General features: G+C 49.6%; 18 protein-coding genes. 2 read left to right on the top strand and 16 right to left on the bottom strand.

Annotated features, from left to right (window positions below):
• The first annotated feature begins 301 nt into the window (after positions 1 to 301).
• Entirely contained in the window at positions 302 to 514 is a 213-nt protein-coding gene (locus DWX59_RS30100) for an IS3 family transposase (protein WP_353626633.1), read from the top strand.
• Between the two features lie 109 nt (positions 515 to 623).
• Here the strand turns inward: DWX59_RS30100 and guaA are convergent, their stop codons facing one another.
• The 15 genes from guaA to DWX59_RS21345 all read right to left on the bottom strand — a co-directional run bounded on the left by guaA (position 624) and on the right by DWX59_RS21345 (position 16,555).
• On the bottom strand, positions 624 to 1,922 hold the full coding sequence (gene guaA / locus DWX59_RS21260; protein ID WP_117561154.1) for a glutamine-hydrolyzing GMP synthase: 1,299 nt from the start codon (positions 1,920 to 1,922) through the stop codon (positions 624 to 626).
• Between the two features lie 272 nt (positions 1,923 to 2,194).
• On the bottom strand, positions 2,195 to 2,797 hold the full coding sequence (locus DWX59_RS21270) for a cytidylate kinase-like family protein (RefSeq protein ID WP_117561156.1): 603 nt from the start codon (positions 2,795 to 2,797) through the stop codon (positions 2,195 to 2,197).
• A 234-nt stretch (positions 2,798 to 3,031) separates the two neighbouring features.
• Positions 3,032 to 5,641 (bottom strand): cation-translocating P-type ATPase, encoded by a 2,610-nt coding sequence (locus tag DWX59_RS21280; RefSeq protein ID WP_117561158.1) that lies wholly within the window; start codon positions 5,639 to 5,641, stop codon positions 3,032 to 3,034.
• A gap of 352 nt (positions 5,642 to 5,993) precedes the next feature.
• The gene (locus DWX59_RS21285; protein WP_117561159.1) at positions 5,994 to 7,412 is read right to left on the bottom strand and encodes an ABC transporter substrate-binding protein; all 1,419 of its coding nucleotides are present in this window, start codon (positions 7,410 to 7,412) and stop codon (positions 5,994 to 5,996) included.
• 33 nt (positions 7,413 to 7,445) lie between these two features.
• Positions 7,446 to 8,276 carry a carbohydrate ABC transporter permease gene (locus DWX59_RS21290; RefSeq protein ID WP_117561365.1) on the bottom strand — a complete coding sequence of 277 codons (831 nt, stop codon included), beginning with the start codon at positions 8,274 to 8,276 and terminating at the stop codon, positions 7,446 to 7,448.
• Between the two features lie 9 nt (positions 8,277 to 8,285).
• The gene (locus tag DWX59_RS21295; protein ID WP_117561160.1) at positions 8,286 to 9,170 is read right to left on the bottom strand and encodes a carbohydrate ABC transporter permease; all 885 of its coding nucleotides are present in this window, start codon (positions 9,168 to 9,170) and stop codon (positions 8,286 to 8,288) included.
• A gap of 18 nt (positions 9,171 to 9,188) precedes the next feature.
• On the bottom strand, positions 9,189 to 10,181 hold the full coding sequence (locus DWX59_RS21300) for a Gfo/Idh/MocA family protein (RefSeq protein WP_117561161.1): 993 nt from the start codon (positions 10,179 to 10,181) through the stop codon (positions 9,189 to 9,191).
• Positions 10,182 to 10,227: 46 nt separating this feature from the next.
• On the bottom strand, positions 10,228 to 11,049 hold the full coding sequence (locus DWX59_RS21305; protein WP_117561162.1) for a sugar phosphate isomerase/epimerase family protein: 822 nt from the start codon (positions 11,047 to 11,049) through the stop codon (positions 10,228 to 10,230).
• Positions 11,050 to 11,081: 32 nt separating this feature from the next.
• Positions 11,082 to 12,284 (bottom strand): ROK family transcriptional regulator, encoded by a 1,203-nt coding sequence (locus DWX59_RS21310; RefSeq protein WP_147325846.1) that lies wholly within the window; start codon positions 12,282 to 12,284, stop codon positions 11,082 to 11,084.
• A 95-nt stretch (positions 12,285 to 12,379) separates the two neighbouring features.
• Positions 12,380 to 12,982 (bottom strand): 5-formyltetrahydrofolate cyclo-ligase, encoded by a 603-nt coding sequence (locus tag DWX59_RS21315; RefSeq protein WP_227116022.1) that lies wholly within the window; start codon positions 12,980 to 12,982, stop codon positions 12,380 to 12,382.
• 9 nt (positions 12,983 to 12,991) lie between these two features.
• The gene (locus DWX59_RS21320; RefSeq protein WP_117561164.1) at positions 12,992 to 13,333 is read right to left on the bottom strand and encodes an arsenate reductase family protein; all 342 of its coding nucleotides are present in this window, start codon (positions 13,331 to 13,333) and stop codon (positions 12,992 to 12,994) included.
• 219 nt (positions 13,334 to 13,552) lie between these two features.
• Positions 13,553 to 13,951, bottom strand: coding sequence for a DUF6198 family protein (locus DWX59_RS21325; RefSeq protein WP_177314599.1), 399 nt, complete (start codon positions 13,949 to 13,951; stop codon positions 13,553 to 13,555).
• A gap of 236 nt (positions 13,952 to 14,187) precedes the next feature.
• Positions 14,188 to 14,625 (bottom strand): VOC family protein, encoded by a 438-nt coding sequence (locus tag DWX59_RS21335; RefSeq protein ID WP_353626780.1) that lies wholly within the window; start codon positions 14,623 to 14,625, stop codon positions 14,188 to 14,190.
• A 104-nt stretch (positions 14,626 to 14,729) separates the two neighbouring features.
• A complete protein-coding gene (gene rsmH / locus DWX59_RS21340) occupies positions 14,730 to 15,896 on the bottom strand; it encodes a 16S rRNA (cytosine(1402)-N(4))-methyltransferase RsmH (protein WP_117561166.1) in 1,167 nt (388 codons plus the stop codon).
• A 41-nt stretch (positions 15,897 to 15,937) separates the two neighbouring features.
• Positions 15,938 to 16,555: a hypothetical protein gene (locus DWX59_RS21345; RefSeq protein WP_117561167.1), complete on the bottom strand. Its 618-nt coding sequence runs from the start codon at positions 16,553 to 16,555 to the stop codon at positions 15,938 to 15,940.
• A 244-nt stretch (positions 16,556 to 16,799) separates the two neighbouring features.
• On the opposite strand from DWX59_RS21345, the gene DWX59_RS21350 reads away from it, so the two are divergent.
• Positions 16,800 to 18,356, top strand: a complete 1,557-nt coding sequence (locus DWX59_RS21350) for an ABC-F family ATP-binding cassette domain-containing protein (RefSeq protein ID WP_117561168.1) — start codon at positions 16,800 to 16,802, stop codon at positions 18,354 to 18,356.
• 110 nt (positions 18,357 to 18,466) lie between these two features.
• Here DWX59_RS21350 and DWX59_RS21355 read toward each other — a convergent pair whose 3' ends face one another.
• Positions 18,467 to 19,399 (bottom strand): helix-turn-helix transcriptional regulator, encoded by a 933-nt coding sequence (locus DWX59_RS21355; RefSeq protein WP_117561169.1) that lies wholly within the window; start codon positions 19,397 to 19,399, stop codon positions 18,467 to 18,469.
• Between the last annotated feature and the right edge of the window lie 10 nt (positions 19,400 to 19,409).

Raw genomic sequence — 19,409 nt, forward strand, 5'->3', positions numbered from 1 at the left:
GATTGTAAAAGCACAATGTAACTATGTCAAGGTACTAGGGTCTGTTTGAAAATTGCTTTCCGCCCTCTGCCCCGACCTGCTCATTTCTCTCCCCACCCCCATGAAACTCCGCACCAAACATATCCTGTCAATTTTTCCTTTTTATCAATCCGCATGGAGTTATGGCTGTGACGGAGGTTGTAACCACAAAGTCTTATTTTTAGGCAAGCCGTTTGGTTTGCCTTTATTATTTTTATAAAAATAATTATTGTGATATTTCAAGCTTGGAAGTAAAAACGGCAGAATCCCTGTAAGTATACGGGTGTCAGGATGTATCGGCAACGACCCGACGGAAGCGTTCTGGGGTATGTTGGAATGTGAAATATCTTATCTGAAAAAGTATTACACCTATCAAGAACCCGTAACAGCGGTGATGGATTATATAGACTGCCATAACCATAGGAAAAACAAAAAACGGCTGAGCTGTATGACACCAATAGAATACAGGGAGTATCTACAGCAACAAGCTGCATAAAAATATCACCAGCCGCTGTTACATGGTTGGTGATATAAAAACTTTCCGTTTTTTCATCTGTCGACTTGACAGGGGGCGGTTCAATCAGCGGGGTTCCGGTATTATTTTCTTATTCCCACTCAATGGTAGCCGTAGGCTTCGGGCTTATGTCATAGCATACCCGGTTCACATTCTTTACTTCCTTTAAAATCCTGTCCGTAATCTTCTGGAGCACATCATAGTCAATGCGTTCAATGATGGCTGTCATGGCATCCACCGTATTCACGGCCCTGATAATGACAGGGTAGTCAAAGCAGCGCGCATTGTCCCTTACGCCCACTGACTTAAAGTCCGGCACAATGGTAAAATACTGCCAGACCTTCTTGTCCAATCCGGCATTGGCAAATTCCTCACGAAGGATGGCATCGGATTCCCGCACCGCTTCCAGCCGTTCCCTTGTGATGGCGCCAAGGCAGCGTACACCCAGACCAGGGCCGGGGAAGGGCTGACGGTAAACCATATCATAGGGAAGCCCCAGTTCCAGACCGCAGGCCCGCACCTCGTCCTTAAACAGCTGGCGCAGCGGCTCAACCAGTGTGAAGTCCAGGTCCTCGGGAAGCCCGCCCACATTGTGGTGGGATTTGACTACCTTGGCTGTCTTGGTCCCGCTCTCAACAATGTCCGGGTAAATGGTTCCCTGCGCCAGGAAGTCGATTCCCTCCAGCTTCCTTGCCTCTTCTTCAAACACGCGGATAAACTCAGCACCAATGATTTTGCGCTTCTGCTCCGGGTCAGCCACGCCTTCCAGTTTGCCCAGGAAACGTTCCACGGCATCCACATATACCAGGTTGGCGTCCATCTGGTTCTTGAATACTTCGATTACGCTCTCAGATTCGCCTTTTCTCATAAGACCATGATTTACATGGACACAGGTAAGCTGCCTGCCGATTGCCTTAATCAGAAGGGCCGCAACAACAGAGCTGTCCACACCGCCGGACAGGGCCAGAAGCACCTTCCTGTCCCCCACCTGTTCACGGATCAGTTCTATCTGGTCAGATATGAAGTTTTTCATATTCCAGTTGGCCTGGGCGCCGCATGTATCAAAGACAAAAGAACGGAGTACCTGGGCTCCATCCCCATCCCAGCTGCTGATGGAACACTCACATGCCGCTGATGCATGGTCAGCCGCCATCACAGGAAAACCAGCCTCATATATCTCAGGCAGTACGTCTATGGAAACGCCGTCCACCACATGGTTGGGACCGCCGTTGATGATGACACCCTTTACATTGGGCAGCGCCTTCAGTTCCCCTGCCGTAATATCATGGGGATAAATCTCGCTGTAAACCCCCATCTCCCTGATGTCCCTGGCCAGCTTGGTGTTCTCAGAGCTTCCCAAATCCAGAATCACTATCATATCCTGTTTCATCTTTTGCCTCCTAGTTCATTTGTATTGGTTTTTTATTTTCTTCATTATACTATGCCCAGGGCCTGGTTACAAGCAGGAATGTCCTGCCCAGGCCTATCCTTTGGACGCTGCATGAAAATGGACAGAACCCTGCATTCCTGCATGACGGCCTGTGTCCATGGCCTTGGGTCCTGTCCATTTTTATCCTGTCTGTTTTTGTCCGGGCCAATTTTATCCGGGCCTGCATTATCCAGTCCTCTTATCCGGTCCATTGTGCCTGATTTATATATCCGCTATTGTGTCTCTTCTCCAAGATAAGCCAGTACCGCCCTCAGGCAGCCTTCTACCCCGACCGGGCCGCTGTCCAGGCACAGGTGATAGTTCTGGGCCCTTCCCCATGTGTTGCCGGTATAGTACTGGTAATATTCTTTCCGCTTGCGGTCTACCTCGCGTATACGGCGCTCCATCTCTTTTCCGTCTGATTCAGCTTCTGATTCCAGTTCCAGCATGCGCCTGATCCTATCTTTCATTTTGGCATAGATGAACAGGTTCAGACTGTCTGTCAGTATCATATCCGCACACCGCCCTACTATGATGCAGGGTCCGTAGGATGCCAGCCTCCGGATTACGTTGGACTGGGCTACAAATATCTGGTCGGACATGGGTATCTGGTATACTTCTGAAAATGCGTGGTAGAACTGCCGGTCCAGGGGATCGTGTACAACGATATGCTCGTCATAATGCTGGAATGCATCCTCTGCAATATTGATATCGTCTGCTGCCATGGAAATCAGTTCCTTGTCATAAAAGGGAATCCCCAGCTTGTCAGCCAGCTTCACTCCCAGTTCACGGCCTCCGCTTCCGAATTCACGGCTTATTGTAATAACCTTATCCATATAGCACCGCCCCTTTCTGTTGGATGGTTGGTTGTCCTGTGGCTTGCAGGCTGATGGCTCGGGGCCGGGTCCGCAGTGCGCGCTCAATTCCGCTGCGCTCCATTTCGCTCACGGGCTTCGCCCTATACAAAAAGCGAATCAGAAAATTCCTTATGTGCGAGCACAACGGGATTTCCTGTTTCTCTTTTTGTGCACTACTCATTGCCTACGTGGACATTATACCACACTTCCCAGTTAATTCCTATGCCTAAAATCTCTTAAGATTTTGGAGGCCTGGATCAGGATGGTCGGGATTGCTGCAAGCAGGCAGACGCTTCCGGTTTGGGACATGGTCAGGGGGGTGACGGAAAATAGTTTTTGTAAAAATGGTACGAACATTACAAGCCCCAGCAGGCAGACCCCGGCGGCAAAGGCGCCCAGGCTGTACCAGTTGCTGGAAAAGCCTAGTTTGAAAATATTGTGCCTGCTCCTGCAGTTGAAGCCGTGGAACAGCCTTGCCAGGGTCAGGGTGGCGAACGCCATGGTGCTGGCTATTCCTGCATCTCCGCTCCCAAGGCCCAGATGGAAGGCAATCATGGTACAGACCGCAATGATGCCGCCCTGGGTAAGGATGGTCAGCATGAAGTCTTTTGTAAGGATTCCTGTTTTTGGATTCCTTGGCTTTTCTGACAGTAAATCTTTTTCAGCAGGCTCCATGCCGATGGCAATGGCGGGCAGGGAATCTGTCAGCAGGTTGATGAACAACAGATGAACCGGGGCAAAGGGCACTGGCAGGGCTGCCACGGAAGTGTACAGCACGGACAGGATTCCCGCCATGTTGCCCGAAAGCAGGAACTTGATTGCGTTCTTGATGTTACGGTACACATTCCGTCCATTGGCAACAGCCTTGATGATGGTTGCAAAGTTGTCATCTGTCAGGATCATGGCAGCCGCATCCTTGGAAACCTCGGTTCCCGTGATACCCATGGCAACGCCGATGTCCGCCTTCTTAAGGGCCGGCGCATCATTGACACCGTCTCCTGTCATGGCTGTGATGGATCCCCGTCTCTGCCATGCGTCCACGATGCGGATCTTATTCTCAGGTGACACCCTGGCATATACGGAAATACTGGTGATATCCTTATCCAGCTCCTCTTCTGTCATGGCATCCAGCTCGCGGCCCGTCATGGCAATGTCGCCTTCTTCAAAAATACCGATCTGCTTTGCAATGGCGGTTGCAGTAATCTTATGGTCGCCTGTAATCATCACCGGTTTGATTCCGGCCCTTTTTGCGTCAGCAACAGCTGCCTTTGATTCTTCCCTTGGCGGGTCCATCATGGAGATAAGGCCCAGGAACGTGAAACCATTTTCATTGTCCAGTGACAGCGTGTAATCCTCCGGCACCTCCTTGTATCCAAATGCCAGGACCCGAAGCCCTTCCTGGGAAAATTCCAGGTTCTTTTGAAGGATTGCATCCTTATCCGCCTGGGTGATTTCCCTAATCCCGTCCTCCAGCCTGATGTTGGCCGTACGGTCCAAGAGCACGTCCAGGGCGCCCTTTGTCAGAACGGTGGGCACATCGTGAAGCTCGTATTTTGTGCTCATCAGTTTACGGTCTGAGTCAAATGGGATTTCTTCCAGACGGGGCATCAGTTCCCTGAGAAGGTTTTCATCCACCGTGGCCTTGCGCCCCATTTCCACCAATGCAAACTCTGTTGGGTCCCCGATTCCCTTTCCGTCCACAATGGAGGAATCATTGGTCAGTATGGCGTCATAGAGCAGGTAACGGTGGAGCTGGTTGCGCAGGTCCAGACGGTCGATGGAAATGGTCTCGTTATTAACATAGATATTCTGTACCGTCATCTTGTTCTGGGTTAATGTGCCTGTTTTGTCAGAACAGATGACTGATACGCAGCCCAGGCTTTCCACTGCCTTCAGTTCTTTGATGATGGCATGTTCCCTTGCCATTTTCTGCGTTCCCATTGCCTGCACGATGGTTACGATGGAACTGAGCGCCTCCGGGATTGCCGCAACTGCCAGCGCAACCGCAAACATCAGTGAATCCAGGATAGGCATGTCACGGTACAGGCTCAGAAGGAACACAAGGCCGCAGATTACCATTATGGCCATGGCCAGGCGGCTTCCGAACTGGTCCAGGCTGATCTGCAGCGGGGTTTTCTTCTCCTTTGTGGCGTTCATAAGGGCTGCAATCTTACCGATTTCCGTATCCATGCCGGTGGCTGTCACCAGCACCACGGCCCTTCCGTAGGTCACAAGGCCGCTGGAATATACCATATTAGCCCGGTCTGCCAGGGCGCAGTCGTCATGGATCAGGCCATCGCTTTTATCCACATTGGTGGACTCTCCTGTAAGGGAGCTTTCATTGACCTGCAGGGAATAATTTTCCAGTATCCTTCCGTCGGCAACCACCAGGTCCCCGGCCTCCAGGTACAGGATGTCGCCCGGAACCACCTGGGCCGATGGCACCTCAATCTTATGTCCGTCCCTCATCACTTTGGTGCTGGGCGATGACAGGGATTTAAGGCTGTCCAGGGATTTTTCCGCCTTGGCATGCTGCACGGTTCCCAGGATTGCATTAAGTACGATAACAGCGATGATCACGATCGTGCTTTCCACATTGCCGCTTACCATGGATATAAGGGCGGCAATGATCAGGATGACCACCAAAAGGTCACAGAACTGCTCAAAAAAAACCTGAAGGGTGCTTTTGCGCTTCCCCTCCTTAAGGACATTTTCCCCGCTCTCAGCCAGCCGCTTACCGGCTTCCTCACCGGTCAGCCCATGTTCCGTCACACGGAAATGTTCCAATAACTCTTCCTTAGTCTGTTGATACCATTCTTTCATATGCTTTCCTCCTTATTCAGTACATCTCCGGCTCCATCCCCAGGTGCATCAGGTTAGGTGGTTTCCACCCCTGTCCGGATGGAGTACCAGGGTCTGTTTGAACATCCATTCCCGCCATCTGCATAAAAAAAGACTTCCATGGATGGCTTGCCAGAATATGTAACATATCTGCAAGCCACGCATAAAAGTCTTGTAACCGTATCGGCATATATTGCCAGGTTCCGTGCAGAACCGAGGTTGTTGACAATATATTTAAACTACTCCCTCTTTAGCTGTGTTGCCTTGCTTATGAAGTTTTAATGAGTTTATCCCTTTTTTTAATAATTGTCAAGGGGAAAGCAGAATTTTTTTGCTATTTCAGCAAATCCAGTACATCGGCCTGGGCTTTATCACAGGCCTCCTGGGCTGTCATTTCACCTGCCTGGGCGCGTGAGGCATAGCTTCCCATTATATCCAGCATCTGGTTGATCTGCTCATGAGGCGGAGTCCATTGAAGGCCTCTCTTAACAAGGCCGTTGGCCTTCTCCAACGCTGCCAGCTGTGCTGGATAGGAGGGGTTCTCCTTAATCAGTTCCTCATTCTCATATACGGAATACCTGGTGGAGGCGCCGCCGTTCTTTACATATTCCAGACTCTTCTCGCGGCTTGTCATATACATCATGAACGCCCATGCCGCATCCGGATTCTTGGCTCCGTTCGGTATGGAAATGTTCCAGTCAGCCAGGGCTGCGGACTCTCCTGCAGGACCGTCCGGAGGCGCTGCAAATGCTACCTTGTCATAAACCTTGGACTTCTGCGGGTCCGTAATTGCAGAGGCAATGGCGGTCGCATCCAGCCACATGGCTGTCTTGCCTGACATAAATGCCCCAAGGGCTTCCTCATGTGTATAAGTTGAAACATCCGGCGGTGCGCACTCCAGCATATCAAGATACCATTGCAGGGATTCCACCACGCCCGGGTCGTTAATTTTAGGCTCCAGCGTTTTCTGGTCCATCATTCCGTCGCAGAACGCATACATGGTGGTCAGCCATCCGGAAGCAAAATGGATTCCTCTCTGCGCCCTCAGGGCAACTCCATAAAGACCGTCCTCCTTGCCGTTAAAGAACCTTGCCAGTTCCAGGAATTCATCCATGGTTTTAGGCGGCTCCTTGCCGTATTTCTCAAACAGATCCGTTCTGTAGGCGAGGAACCGGGTCTCACCTGCTATGGGTATGCCGATGGTCTCCCCCTTGTATTGGCCCAGGTCACAGTATGCAGGAATCAGGTCGGCTTTGTCGTACCATTCCGGTGTTTTCTGAGGGTCGTTCATATAATTATCAAGAGCCTGGACCACGTTCTTAGCTCCATATTCCGCATTCCAGAAGCTGTCAACCATAAAAACATCATAGCTGTGCGCGCCCTGGAAATCCAGAAGCTGCTTGTTCTTAAGATAGGTCTGCTCCACCACATCCCACTCCACCTGAATTCCTGTTAAATCAGTAAACTCCTCAGCCATTGCCTGGAAGGCTTCGGTGGATGGATGGGATGCCATGGATACAACAATCCTGGTACCATCATACTGTTCCTTCATCAGATTCCCCCAGCCTTCCATGGTCGAAGCATCCGCGGCGGCTTGTGTGCTCTCTGCAGCAGCAGTATCCTGGGCCTCAGTCCCTGATTCCTGGGTATCCGCAGGCGCAGACGAAGCCGGTGTCCCCTTGCCGGCAGAACAGGCTGTCATTGACAATACCAGCATCAATGCCGTTGCCGTAGAATACAACTTTCTTTTCATAGCTTTTCCTCCTTATTTTAAAAAATACATTTGTTAACCTTTCACTGCACCAAATGTTAAACCGCGTATCATATATTTCTGGACAATTATCCCAAAGAGGATAACCGGAAGACTGGAAAGGACACCGGTTGCCGCCATCTCTCCCCATTTCGTGCCTGACACGGACAAAAAAAGCATGACCGAAGTAGGAACGGTCTTGGCATTTACACTGGTAAGGAAGTTTGCAAAAACAAATTCGTTCCAGGAATTAATAAGACAGAATATTGCCGTTGCCGTCAGTCCCGGAAGTGACAGGGGCAATATCAGTTCTTTGAAAACCTGAAGTCCATTGCATCCATCAATCTTGCCTGCCTCCTCAATCTCCATTGGTATATCCTCAAAGAATCCACGCATCATAAGGATTGTAAACGGTATGTTAAACAGCAGATAACAGATTATCAGTATCACCCGGGTATCCAGAAGCCTGGCCGCCATTGCCATCAGGAAATATGGAATTACAATGGCCATGGCAGGCAGCATTCTCTGGCTTAAGACCAGAAAAGCAGTGCTCTCCCTTTTCTTCCAGTTAAATCTTGCAAATCCATATGCTGCAAAAGAACCAATCACCAGGGATACAAAGGTGGATACCACAGACACAACCGCGCTGTTGGCAAAATAGTCCAGTATATGGGCATTCTTTATGATACTGGCATAGTTCTCCATGGTTGGCTGGAATATAAACTTGCCCGGATCAAAAATATCCACCCGGGGCTTCAGGCTGATTAATACCATCCACAGATAGGGTGCTATAAAAAACAGGCAGACAATGAAAAAAATGATTCCCTTTCCAACTCCCAGAAAAGCCCTTTTGTTTTTTCTGCTCATCTTCACAGCTTAGTCCCCCTTTCTCTGATAATGGATCAGGATCTTGCTGACCATGGTGGAAATGACCATCAGTATGATGGCATTTGCGGCCGCCCTTCCAATCAATCCGTTCTGTGCGTTTGCCAGCCTGTAGATATGCAGGCTGAGGAATTCGGTTGAGTTTCCCGGACCGCCCTGGGTCAGGACAAAAGGCATATCGTATATCTTCAGCGAATCTATGGTCCTGAATATCAAGGTCAGGAAAATCAATGGCCGAAGGGATGGCAGCGTTATATGACGGAACAGCTGGAAAGCGTTCCCGCCGTCAATCCTGGCCGCCTCATATTGATCCACAGGCAATGAACACAGTCCTGCGTAGCTGATTAAGGACACAAACGGGGTCCACTGCCAGACATCTGCCAGCACAACAGATGTAAATGACAGATTGGCGTCCAGCCATGTAACATTTGATATGCCAGCCAGATTCAGGAAATAATTTACAATCCCGTATTCCGAATTCAGCATTAACTTCCAGATATTCCCGGCAATGCTGGGCGTCATCACAATTGGTATGATTAATATGGCAAATACAACTGGTTTCAGTTTAAACTCCGAATCACACAGCAGCTTACCAATCATAAAACCAAGCACCATCTCAATGCCTGTGGTGATGGTCATGAATTTAAGGCTGATATAGACAGCATTCCAGAAGTCAGGGTCCCTGCCGGAGAACAGCCGGATGTAATTATCAAACCAGACCAGACGGATCCGCCCCAGATTCCACCCCAGCTGATAATCCGTAATACTGATAAGGTACAGGAAAATCGTGGGAAATACCGTCAGTACCGTCATGATGGTCATTGCTGGTGCAATATACGGTATATATGGCTTTTTCTTAATATAACGTTTCATCATATTGCCCAATCCCTCTTTCTATTGCTTACACAGCTGTCTGGCATCGATGGAAATAAACTGTCTTGAATCCGCAGCCTCTTTTGCGGCCCATAATATTTTCATGGTGCCTTCAACAGAGAACAGGTTTGACTGTTCAGGTTCCTTCTGGCATTTTACACATTCCACAAAATATTTAAGCTCTTCTTCATATCCGTCCTCATGTTCCAGGCTGATACACTGCTTTTCATTTCCACGGATTAATTCCAGGCAGTCTCCCCCGGAATATGTAATCATCCCTGTGTCCCCCACGATTTCCAGCATGGACTCCAGGCCCCCGTCATGGAAGCCTTCAGGCATTCCCCAGGAACCGACCACATTGGCGCAGCAATCGCTGTAGACTATGTTGAGGATTCCATGAAGGGTTGTCTCCGCCCTCTCCACGATTTTACAGGACACCTGTTCCGGCGTTCCCAGCAGCCAGTATAAATAGTCTATATCATGTATGCACAGATCCATCAGCAGACCGCCGCTCTGCCTGTTATCCATAAGCCAGTTTCCCTTTGACCAGGAAGGCATCTTCTGCCTTCTGAAACATGTAATCAGCCTTGGTCTGCCAATCTCGCCGTTCAGCACCATTTCCCTGGCCCTCACATATCCGTTCCAGAACCTGAGCACCTGACCCACCATGAGATGGCATGTCTTTGTATCTGCGATACGGCAGAGTCCATAATAATCATCCCTTGTCAGGCATACCGGCTTTTCGCAGAATATATAGTCACATAGGTCCAAGGCCTGCTCAATGGCCTCCCTGTGCAGATACGTTGGAAGGCATATGTCAATCATGTCTATATGTTTTCCTTCCAGCCCGCTCACGTCATCTATGGCCCTGCACCGGAATCTCCCGGAAAACTCAGCTGCCTTTCCCGCATCGCGTTCAACTATATACGCTATCTCAACATCCTTTCCCATCCCTTTATAGGCCTGGCCATGAACCTGTCCCATTTTCCCGGCACCCCATATAGCCACCTTCATAAATAACCTCCACAATCATGTCCATTGGAATCTGCTGCCAAAATCCTTACAATATGCTCTCCAAATATTTCTTACCCTCGATAATCTCCTGTTTCTGCCTCTCATTGCCGGCTTCTATCTCATACTCCACAGAAACAGGGCCATCATAACCAATTTCCTTTAATTTCTTTATAAATCCCGGGAAATCCACCTTGCCCTTCCCAATGGGGAACTCACTGCCTAATTCATATCCTGTTTCCGGGTAGCTTCCATCCTTTGCATGTACGCTGCGCACATATTGCCCCAGCACGTTAAGGCCATCCACCGGATTGGCGTTGCCATACATCATGAGATTGGCGGGGTCATAATTAACAAACAGATTGTCATTCCCCACATCCTCAATCAGGCGCCTGAGGACAATGGGCGGTTCCTGGCCTGTTTCCATTAAGAAATTCTGCCCATGCTTTTTCAGTTCCGATGTGATGTATCTCAGCGCACTTACCACTCCGGTGTAATTCACGTCCCTGCAGTTAGTGGGAACAAAACCAAGATGGGTGATGATGTCCTTAACTCCGAGTATCCTGGCATAGGCCGCCCCGTCCAGCAGGTTCTTTATGCGGGACGCCCTGTATTCCGGGGGGACGATTCCCAGAATGGAAGGGCCTTCTGCAAAATCCCATTTGATGGGACCGTGCCAGCCGCACCACAGGCCGGTTACTTCCATATCCAATTTTTCCAGAAGGTCCTTAACATACCCTGCATGTTCCCTGCACAGATGGGACATATCCCAAAGCTGCAGCTGGCAGTTATGAAATCCACTGTCCTTTGCCCAGCCAAGGGTCTCCTCCAGGTCCTCTCCCATAATGACTGCAATTCCTAACGGTTTCATAGGTTTCCTCCTTTACCTGTACATTCATATCATCATCCGCAAAACAGCTGCGAAGGTTCCATGTCATTGAACTTAAAATAACGGTTAATGTAGTATTTGGCAGCTCCCCTGACAACCGATGCCTCCCCCAGTTTCGTATAAACCACATCCACATCTGATACGAACTGCCGGAAACCAAACTGCTGCATCTTTCCTTTCAGCAATTCCAGAAACCGGTCCCCCAGCTTCCGCCCAATCCCTCCAATAATAACCAACTCCGGATGGAATAAGGTAATGGCATTGCAAAGGGCATATGCAAAATCCTCTGCCATATAAGACATAAGTTTGAGCGCGTCCTCATCCCCAGCCCCCACCAGGGCTGCCAGATCCTTGAACAGAAGTTTATCTCCGGACCCTTTGGGCACCTCAAGACCAAATTCCTCAAACTGCCTGGGAAGCGCCAACTCCCCTATCTGGTTCTCCAGACATCCCCTATTGCCGCAGGCGCACGGGCATCCATTGCGGTCCACAGAAAAATGGCCAAACTGTGTTGCCATGCCGCTGGCCCCGCCGAGAAGATGTCTGTCATGTATAATGGCCGCGCCAACCCCGTCATTGATATTAATATAAATATAATTCTCCCCATCCAGTTTTCCAAAGGCTGTCTCCGCATAGGCAAAACATGCCGTGTCGTTTAAAATGGCCAGGGGATATCCATCCAGCATACTTCTCAGCCTGCTGATTTTATAATTTCCCTGGCTTTCCGTGGGCAGTACCACGGATATGATTTCATCATGTTTTTCATCAATCATCCCGGGCACAATCACACAGACGCCCATTACATGGATGTCCACACACTGCGCTTCCCTGAATTCTTCAAAATATCCTTTTAATCCTGCCAGGGCATCTCCTGCGTTCTTCATGTCATATTCCCTGCACAGCACAATATTCATGGCCGAGTCCACCAGGGCAATCTCAAGGTTATCCTTATGCCAGTTTAAAACAATCACATAATTGGTGCTGTTATTGACAGCAAGGCTGTTAGGCTTCCTTCCCTGGCGGCTGCTTTCTGATGCGCCCTCATCTATAACGAACATTTCCTGCATCATCTCATCCACTAAAGCCGAAACCGTTGTCTTGCTGAGTTTGAGCTGCTCGGCAATCTGTGTCCTGCTGATTCCTGGAAAATCCTCTATAAGCTGATATATTTGTTTTTTATTATTATCTTTGATTAGAAGCTGGTTATATTTTTTCACCAAATCTCCCCCTCCATTAATTTGTTCAGTGACCTTACTAATTATCTTGAGTATAACACACAGCTGTTTATTACGCAATACCCAAATGCAAAAGGTTATGTCATCCTCCAGATTCCAGCCTCAGATATAACCATGTCCACTGCCTGGTCATGTTCCTCCACCGGTATATCATCCCGCATGATCCTGTCCCTGCATATGACCGCCTTCACTCCTGCCACACGCCCCAGATAACGGTCATAATACCCTCCCCCGTAACCCAGGCGCCTGCCCGTTTGGCTGCATGTACAGCAGGGAATGACTGCCAGGTCGATTTCCTCCGGCTGTATCCTCACCGCATCATTCCTCGGCTCTTGAATACCGTAACTGCCATCCTCCAGATCTTCCAATGAATCAATCAGGTATGCTTCCATCACGCCCTTTGATATGCATTTCGGTACGGCAACCTGCTTTCCATGCTCCAGGGCATGGGTTATGATGGGCCTGGTATTAATTTCCCCTTCCGTTCCCACAAAAATGAAAACCGTCACGGCCTTATGATATTCATCCAGACCAGTCACGGCCTGGCAGATGGCCTGGTCTGCCTGTATACAGTATTCATGGTTTAGGCCTGAAACCTGAAGCCGCACAAGCTTCCTCAGTTCCTGTTTCCTGTTTCCTTCTTTTTTCCTGCCCACTTCCTTTTCCATATTCCCTTCCATTCCCGGCACTCACTCCCATGTCTTCCACACATCCGGCTGATATCCCACCGTTGCCTTGGCTCCATTCCTGACAATCGGTGTCTTTAACACGTTCTGATTCTCCAAAACCTTCCCGTCCCTGTCCTCTGCCGCGATATACTGGATCAGGGCCAAAAGGTCCTTGTCCTTACAGTCCTTATCAATCATGGACTCCAGCCCGCCAACCGCCTGCTTTACCCGGTTGAACTCACCCTTGCTCATGCCCTTTTCGCTCAGGTTGATGGACTGGAACCGGATTCCGCGTTCCTTAAAATACCGCTCTGCTTTCTTTGTATCAAAGCACTTGGACTTTCCAAATATCTGTATGTTCATATGCGCCCTCCTATAACCATATCCTGTTTGGGCATTCCACCATTTTACCATGTAAATGACGCAATGCCTGTATTTTATACCACATTATAACAGACGGGGAGGGATCCAGCAATTTATTTCATTGATAATGCTATCCTGCCTGATAACTAAGGCCAGGAAACCGCAAAAATCCTGCCCAGGCCATCAAATGGCATCAGGGCAGGACCTTTCAACGGCTCATTAGTTAACCGCTGCTTCTGGAACGCTTTTTTTTAAATGGTTGAAAATCCAGGTATGCATTTTTGTGAACTGGCCGCAGATAATGGCATTTATCAGGGTGCCTTCACGTATGAACATAATCTTGCCCAAGAATACCAGGCCAATGACAGCGGATATGACAAGCAGGCCGCAGTCCACCATGGATTTTACATTTCCCCACTTCATGCGGGTCCTCCTCACAACCACGGTGTTAAATGCATCAGCGGGCATCAGGATTAAATCAGCCTCAATCATAAGGTACAGTCCAAGGGCCAGGACCGCGCATCCCAATACCAGGAGACAGAGCCTTAATATATAATTCTCCACTGCCAGGAAGCTGAACAGATACAGGTTGGCATCCAGGAACATACCTGAAATCATGGCCGGTACCAGCTGTGTGTCCTGCTGTGGATAGCGGGTGCTCTATGCACAAGGACCTGCGATACGTTGTACCGGAGCCTGTCTGAACATTCATCCCCGCCATCTGGGCGCCCCTTCACAACCCGGTATATTTGAGCCAAATTCAGGTTACCCAGCCCGCTATGCGCCCTTCATTTGGCCCAGATTCCCCCCAAAGCCGGGCGCTCATCTGACGGAAAACAATGTTCAGACAGGCCTTAAGAAATCTTACCCACACGCCATCCGGACATGGTGTCCTCCCTGATCAGGAACTGGTTTCCATCCATATCCTCAAACTGGAACATATTTCCATAGGGCATCCTCTTAATCTCCCCCACGCTGACGCCCTTTTCAAGCAGTTCTTTGTAAGCCTCCTCAATGTTATCCGTACTCATCATGACAGAGGGATGGCCCACATTGACCTTTGGGTTCTGGGCCTCCATCATCTTCTTATCATACAGTACAAATACGGTTGTGTCCCCCTGGGCCGGCCCTACTTCGATCCACTTCATATCAGGTCCCATCTGTTCCTCAGAGCGTACCTCAAATCCCACCTTTTCAGTCCAGAAAGCCTTGGCTTCTTCCTGGTTATTAACATAAAGTGTGACTTTAGATATTGCATTAATCATCGCCATTTCTCCATTTCTGTCTGTCATTCTCAATCTGTTATTCAGAATGCCCTGGAAATGGGATTTTCATGCAGCGTGACATGGAACAGGAAAGCATTTTCAAACATCCCCCGGCCGTACGCCGGATCCGGTCATGCCTTAACAGCCCAGCGCATCTTGGTGGACCTGGCACGGCTGTTCATACTGCACTCTTCTGCGGACGGACGGATCACATCCCCGGCTATCTCACTGTAAATACCCTGACGGTGCAGATTCTTAAATGATTTTTTAACAATCCGGTCTTCCCCGGAATGGAAGGTCAGGACAGCCACACGGCCGCCCTTTGCAAGCACATCCGGCAACTTTTCCAGAAATTGGTACAGCACCTCAAATTCACTGTTAATATCAATGCGCAGGGCCTGGAATGTCCTCTGGCAGGATTTCTTAACCGCCTCCCTCCGGTCTGGTTCCGGAACAAAAGAAAGCGCCTGCTCTATGGCTTCCCTGAGCTGGGTCGTGGTGTCAATGCCGTCTCCCCGCTTAATCCGGTTCACAACCGCCCTGGCAATCTCCTCTGCATATGGCTCGTCTGAATTCTCAACCAGCATTCCCGTCAGTTCTTCCCTGGAAATATGTTTCAGCCGCTCCGATGCAGGTATGCCCCGGCTGGAATCCAGACGCAGATCCAGCGGGCCGTCCTTCTTAAAAGAAAATCCCCGCTCCGGGTTATCTATCTGCATGGAGGATACCCCCAAATCAGCCAGCACAAAATCAAAGGGACCGGTTTCCGCCGCCAGCTGGTCAATATCCGCAAAGTTCAGCTGCCTGATGGACAGTATCTCAGGGCCGTATCCCAGTTTTCCAAGACGTTCCCTGGTCTTGGCCATTTCTATGGTGTCCACGTCCAGGGCATGAATATGCCCATGGCCTTGCAGGCACTTGAGCATTTCCTGGGTATGTCCGCCATATCCAAGGGTTGCGTCCAATCCGGTCTGGCCCGGCTGTATCTGAAGGAAATCCAGGATTTCCTTAACCATGATGGAAATGTGCATGCCCACCGGGGTGCTTCCCTTGCTGATTACCTTGGCAACGGTTTCCGGATATTTCTCCGGCTGCAGTTCTTTATATTTCTCATTGTATTTCTTGGGGTGGGTTCCCTTGTATCGGACACGCCTCTTGTGTTCCTGGGGCGGATGTTCCTGCCCCTGACGCTGATGTTCCTGTCCCTGATGCTGATGTTCCTGTCCCTGATGCTGATGTTCCTGTCCCTGATGCTCCCGGACCTCATGTCCCTGGTATTCTTGTCCTCTGTTTTCCACGTTTTCCTCCTGATGGGTTATCACTTCACTTTTATACGGATTTATCGCTGTTTTGCGGCAGCCTTCTTAATCAGCCCCGCGATTCCCTCTTCCGGATAAGACAGCAGCCGTCCAAATTCAACAGCAATGTCATAACGCGCCTGCGCAGTGTATGCGTCCTCCTGTTTAAGGCGCTTCTGCCTCTCCTTTAACCCAAGGTATTGTTCCAGCACATCTTCCGTGCGGTAAAAGAGATAGTTGAATTTATCCTGGTTCGCCTTTGCAGGGAATAAGTCCGTGATAAATGCCTGGTCTTCCGGGTAATAGGATATCCCATACTGGCTGCAAAGCCTTTTTACTTCGCCCAGATAGCTGTCCCGTTCCTCCCTGGTGTCACATGGATGGCTCATGGCCAGTTTCTTAAGGCCGCAGGAAACCATTTCACAAAAACAGTCCATTACACCGGCCTGGTAGGAATATGGGTCGATGGGGCGGGCAGCCTTCCCATCATCTCCTGCTTCCTCATACTCATCCCGGTCTAAAGACAGGGGAATTCCTGACGCGCTGGTCACATTAACCCCTCCGTACCAGGTACTGTCCACCGTAAAGATGTCCCCGACCTGATACTCCATTGAAAATCCATCATTCTTTCTGATTATGCGGATCCGCTGTTTATCCATGGCGTATGCTCCTGATTACTCATGATTTTATGATTCATGGCCCAAAGCCACGATTACGATTAAAAGTATAACACAGGTAGATGGAAATGATAAGAGGGTGCTGTGGATTTCCACTTGTCAGAACCCCCATTGTCATGTAGAATAGTACTGCCTGAGTTAAAAGTATTGGTGTGGAAATGGTGCCATTCCTATTCCCCAGCAGGAAAAACACCTATAAAACCCTATAAAATAAAGGAGTTTTCAAATGAGTATCTTAAACGTTGAACATTTAAGCCACGGTTTCGGCGACCGTGCAATTTTCCAGGACGTATCCTTCCGCCTGCTAAAGGGCGAACACATCGGCCTGATCGGGGCCAATGGCGAGGGAAAGTCCACCTTCATGGATATCATTACCGACAAACTGATGCCCGATGAAGGCAAGGTGGAGTGGGCCAAGAATGTCCGGGTGGGTTATCTGGACCAGCACACGGTGCTTGAAAAAGGCATGACCATCCGGGACGTGTTAAAGAGCGCCTTTGGCTTCCTTTTTGAGATGGAAGAACAGATGAACCAGATATGTGAGAAGATGGGCGAGGCAGACGAGGATGAGATGAATTCCATGATGGAGGAGCTGGGTACTATCCAGGACCTTCTCATGGCCCATGATTTTTATATTATTGATGCCAAGGTGGATGAGGTCGGACGCGCCCTTGGACTGAACGAGATTGGGATGGATAAGGACGTGACCGGGCTTTCCGGCGGCCAGAGGACCAAGGTGCTTCTTGGAAAACTGCTGTTACAGAAGCCTGATATCCTGCTTCTGGATGAGCCCACCAACTACCTGGACGCCCAGCACATTGAATGGCTGAAGCGGTATCTTCAGGAATATGAGAACGCATTTATCCTGATTTCCCATGACATCCCCTTCCTTAACAGTGTCATCAACCTGATTTACCATATGGAAAACCAGCGCCTGGACCGTTATGTGGGGGATTATGACAAATTCCAGGAAGTGTACGCTGTCAAGAAATCACAGCTGGAAGCAGCCTACAAACGCCAGCAGCAGGAAATCGCGGATCTGGAAGACTTCGTGGCCCGCAACAAGGCCAGGGTCTCCACCAGGAACATGGCCATGTCACGGCAGAAAAAGCTGGATAAGATGGATGTAATTGAACTGGCAAGGGAAAAACCCAAGCCTGAGTTCCATTTCCTGGAAGCACGCACTGCCGGAAAGTGCATCTTTGAGACAAAGGACATGGTCATCGGTTATGACGAACCCCTGTCCCGCCCGCTGAACCTTTTGATGGAACGGGGGCAGAAAATCGCGCTGGTGGGTGCCAACGGTATCGGCAAGACCACGCTGTTAAAGAGCATCCTGGGCCTTATCCCGGCCATGAGCGGCAGCGTGGAACTGGGTGATTATCTGTCCATCGGATACTTTGAGCAGGAGATGGCGCCAGGCAACACCACCACGTGCCTGGAGGAGATATGGAAGGAATTCCCCTCCTATACCCAGTATCAGGTGCGGTCCGCCCTTGCCAAATGCGGCCTTACAACCAAGCACATTGAAAGCCAGGTGCGTGTCTTAAGCGGCGGCGAACAGGCAAAGGTAAGGTTATGTAAGCTGATGAACCGGGAATCCAATGTACTTCTTCTGGACGAACCTACCAACCACCTGGATGTGGACGCAAAGGAAGAACTGAAATGCGCCCTGAAGGCATATAAAGGAAGCATCCTTCTGATCTGCCATGAACCGGAGTTCTATGAGGGTCTGGCCACGGATGTGTGGGATTGCAAGGAATGGGCCTTGAGGCTGTCATAGGGTGTGTATGAAAAGGTGTGTATGAAAATAACATAATAATCCGGGCAGATCCAACCGCGGCAGGCTTATAAGCCGCCCCCGCAGTGTGGATCTGCCCTTTTTCCCATGTATCAATTTTCGTATAATGCAGCCATGTCACGTATCCTGTGCTTTATTTCCATACGGACATGCGGCGGCTCTAAGCACTCGCACTTATCCCCGAAGCCTAAAAGAATATCATAGTAGTATTCATTCTCCACGAAAGGGAAGCTGACAATGTAATGCTCACCTCCATCCGGTGAAAGGTGTTCATACGTACAAAAATCAAGTATTCTGTCCACAACGGATTTATGGATACGGATTTTTATTTCTGTCTGCATTTTCTCCAGGATTTCCGCAAAATCCATATCCGGTTTTTCATAATCCCGCGGTATGAAAGTTTCCTCCTGTATCTGCAGGTCAGACATGCGGGAGAGCCTGAATAGACGGAACCCATTCCTCTTATGGCAATACCCCCGGAGATACCAATGGCTGCCTTTCAATACAAGCTGATATGGTTCGGCTGTCCGTTGGGATCCATTACCGTGGTGGGCTATATATCCAAACGAAACCAGCCTGCTTTCCTGCATGGCCGCCTTGATGATTTCCAGATATGGCTGTATGTTCCCGCTGCCCATCCATGGGCTTAAATCTATGTGTACCTGATTTATTTTCAGTTCAATGTCCTTCGCCCTGTGGGCGGGGATGAAACTCCTGACCTTTGCAAGAGTATGTACCAGTTCATCTCCCCGCACCATGTTGGAAAGACTGGAAAGCCCCATCAGGAGGACGGAAAGGTCGTCAGCGGAAAAAACCTTTTTGTCAACCTTGTATTCCTGCATGATCTCAAATCCGCCGCCCACCCCGGATGCGGAACGGACAGGAATACCCGCCATATTGATGGCGTCTATATCACGGTAAATTGTGCGGGGAGAAACCTCAAACATATCTGCCAGCTCCTGCGCGCTTATTCGTTTCTTGTCAAGAAGTATCATGATAATACTGACAAGCCTGTCAATTTTCATGGGATGCCCC

The sequence above is a fragment of the Enterocloster aldenensis genome (genome assembly GCF_003434055.1).
Lineage (GTDB): Bacteria > Bacillota > Clostridia > Lachnospirales > Lachnospiraceae > Enterocloster > Enterocloster aldenensis.

Bases quoted from the DNA above. Each gene is read 5' to 3' on its own strand.
- guaA (WP_117561154.1), bottom strand. From the start codon at position 1,922: ATGAAACAGGATATGATAGTGATTCTGGATTTGGGAAGCTCTGAGAAC.
- DWX59_RS21270 (WP_117561156.1), bottom strand. From the start codon at position 2,797: ATGGATAAGGTTATTACAATAAGCCGTGAATTCGGAAGCGGAGGCCGT.
- DWX59_RS21280 (WP_117561158.1), bottom strand. From the start codon at position 5,641: ATGAAAGAATGGTATCAACAGACTAAGGAAGAGTTATTGGAACATTTC.
- DWX59_RS21285 (WP_117561159.1), bottom strand. From the start codon at position 7,412: ATGAAAAGAAAGTTGTATTCTACGGCAACGGCATTGATGCTGGTATTG.
- DWX59_RS21290 (WP_117561365.1), bottom strand. From the start codon at position 8,276: ATGAGCAGAAAAAACAAAAGGGCTTTTCTGGGAGTTGGAAAGGGAATC.
- DWX59_RS21295 (WP_117561160.1), bottom strand. From the start codon at position 9,170: ATGATGAAACGTTATATTAAGAAAAAGCCATATATACCGTATATTGCA.
- DWX59_RS21300 (WP_117561161.1), bottom strand. From the start codon at position 10,181: ATGAAGGTGGCTATATGGGGTGCCGGGAAAATGGGACAGGTTCATGGC.
- DWX59_RS21305 (WP_117561162.1), bottom strand. From the start codon at position 11,049: ATGAAACCGTTAGGAATTGCAGTCATTATGGGAGAGGACCTGGAGGAG.
- DWX59_RS21315 (WP_227116022.1), bottom strand. From the start codon at position 12,982: ATGGAAGGGAATATGGAAAAGGAAGTGGGCAGGAAAAAAGAAGGAAAC.
- DWX59_RS21320 (WP_117561164.1), bottom strand. From the start codon at position 13,333: ATGAACATACAGATATTTGGAAAGTCCAAGTGCTTTGATACAAAGAAA.
- DWX59_RS21325 (WP_177314599.1), bottom strand. From the start codon at position 13,951: ATGATTTCAGGTATGTTCCTGGATGCCAACCTGTATCTGTTCAGCTTC.
- DWX59_RS21335 (WP_353626780.1), bottom strand. From the start codon at position 14,625: ATGACAGACAGAAATGGAGAAATGGCGATGATTAATGCAATATCTAAA.
- DWX59_RS21345 (WP_117561167.1), bottom strand. From the start codon at position 16,555: ATGGATAAACAGCGGATCCGCATAATCAGAAAGAATGATGGATTTTCA.
- DWX59_RS21350 (WP_117561168.1), top strand. From the start codon at position 16,800: ATGAGTATCTTAAACGTTGAACATTTAAGCCACGGTTTCGGCGACCGT.
- DWX59_RS21355 (WP_117561169.1), bottom strand. From the start codon at position 19,399: ATGAAAATTGACAGGCTTGTCAGTATTATCATGATACTTCTTGACAAG.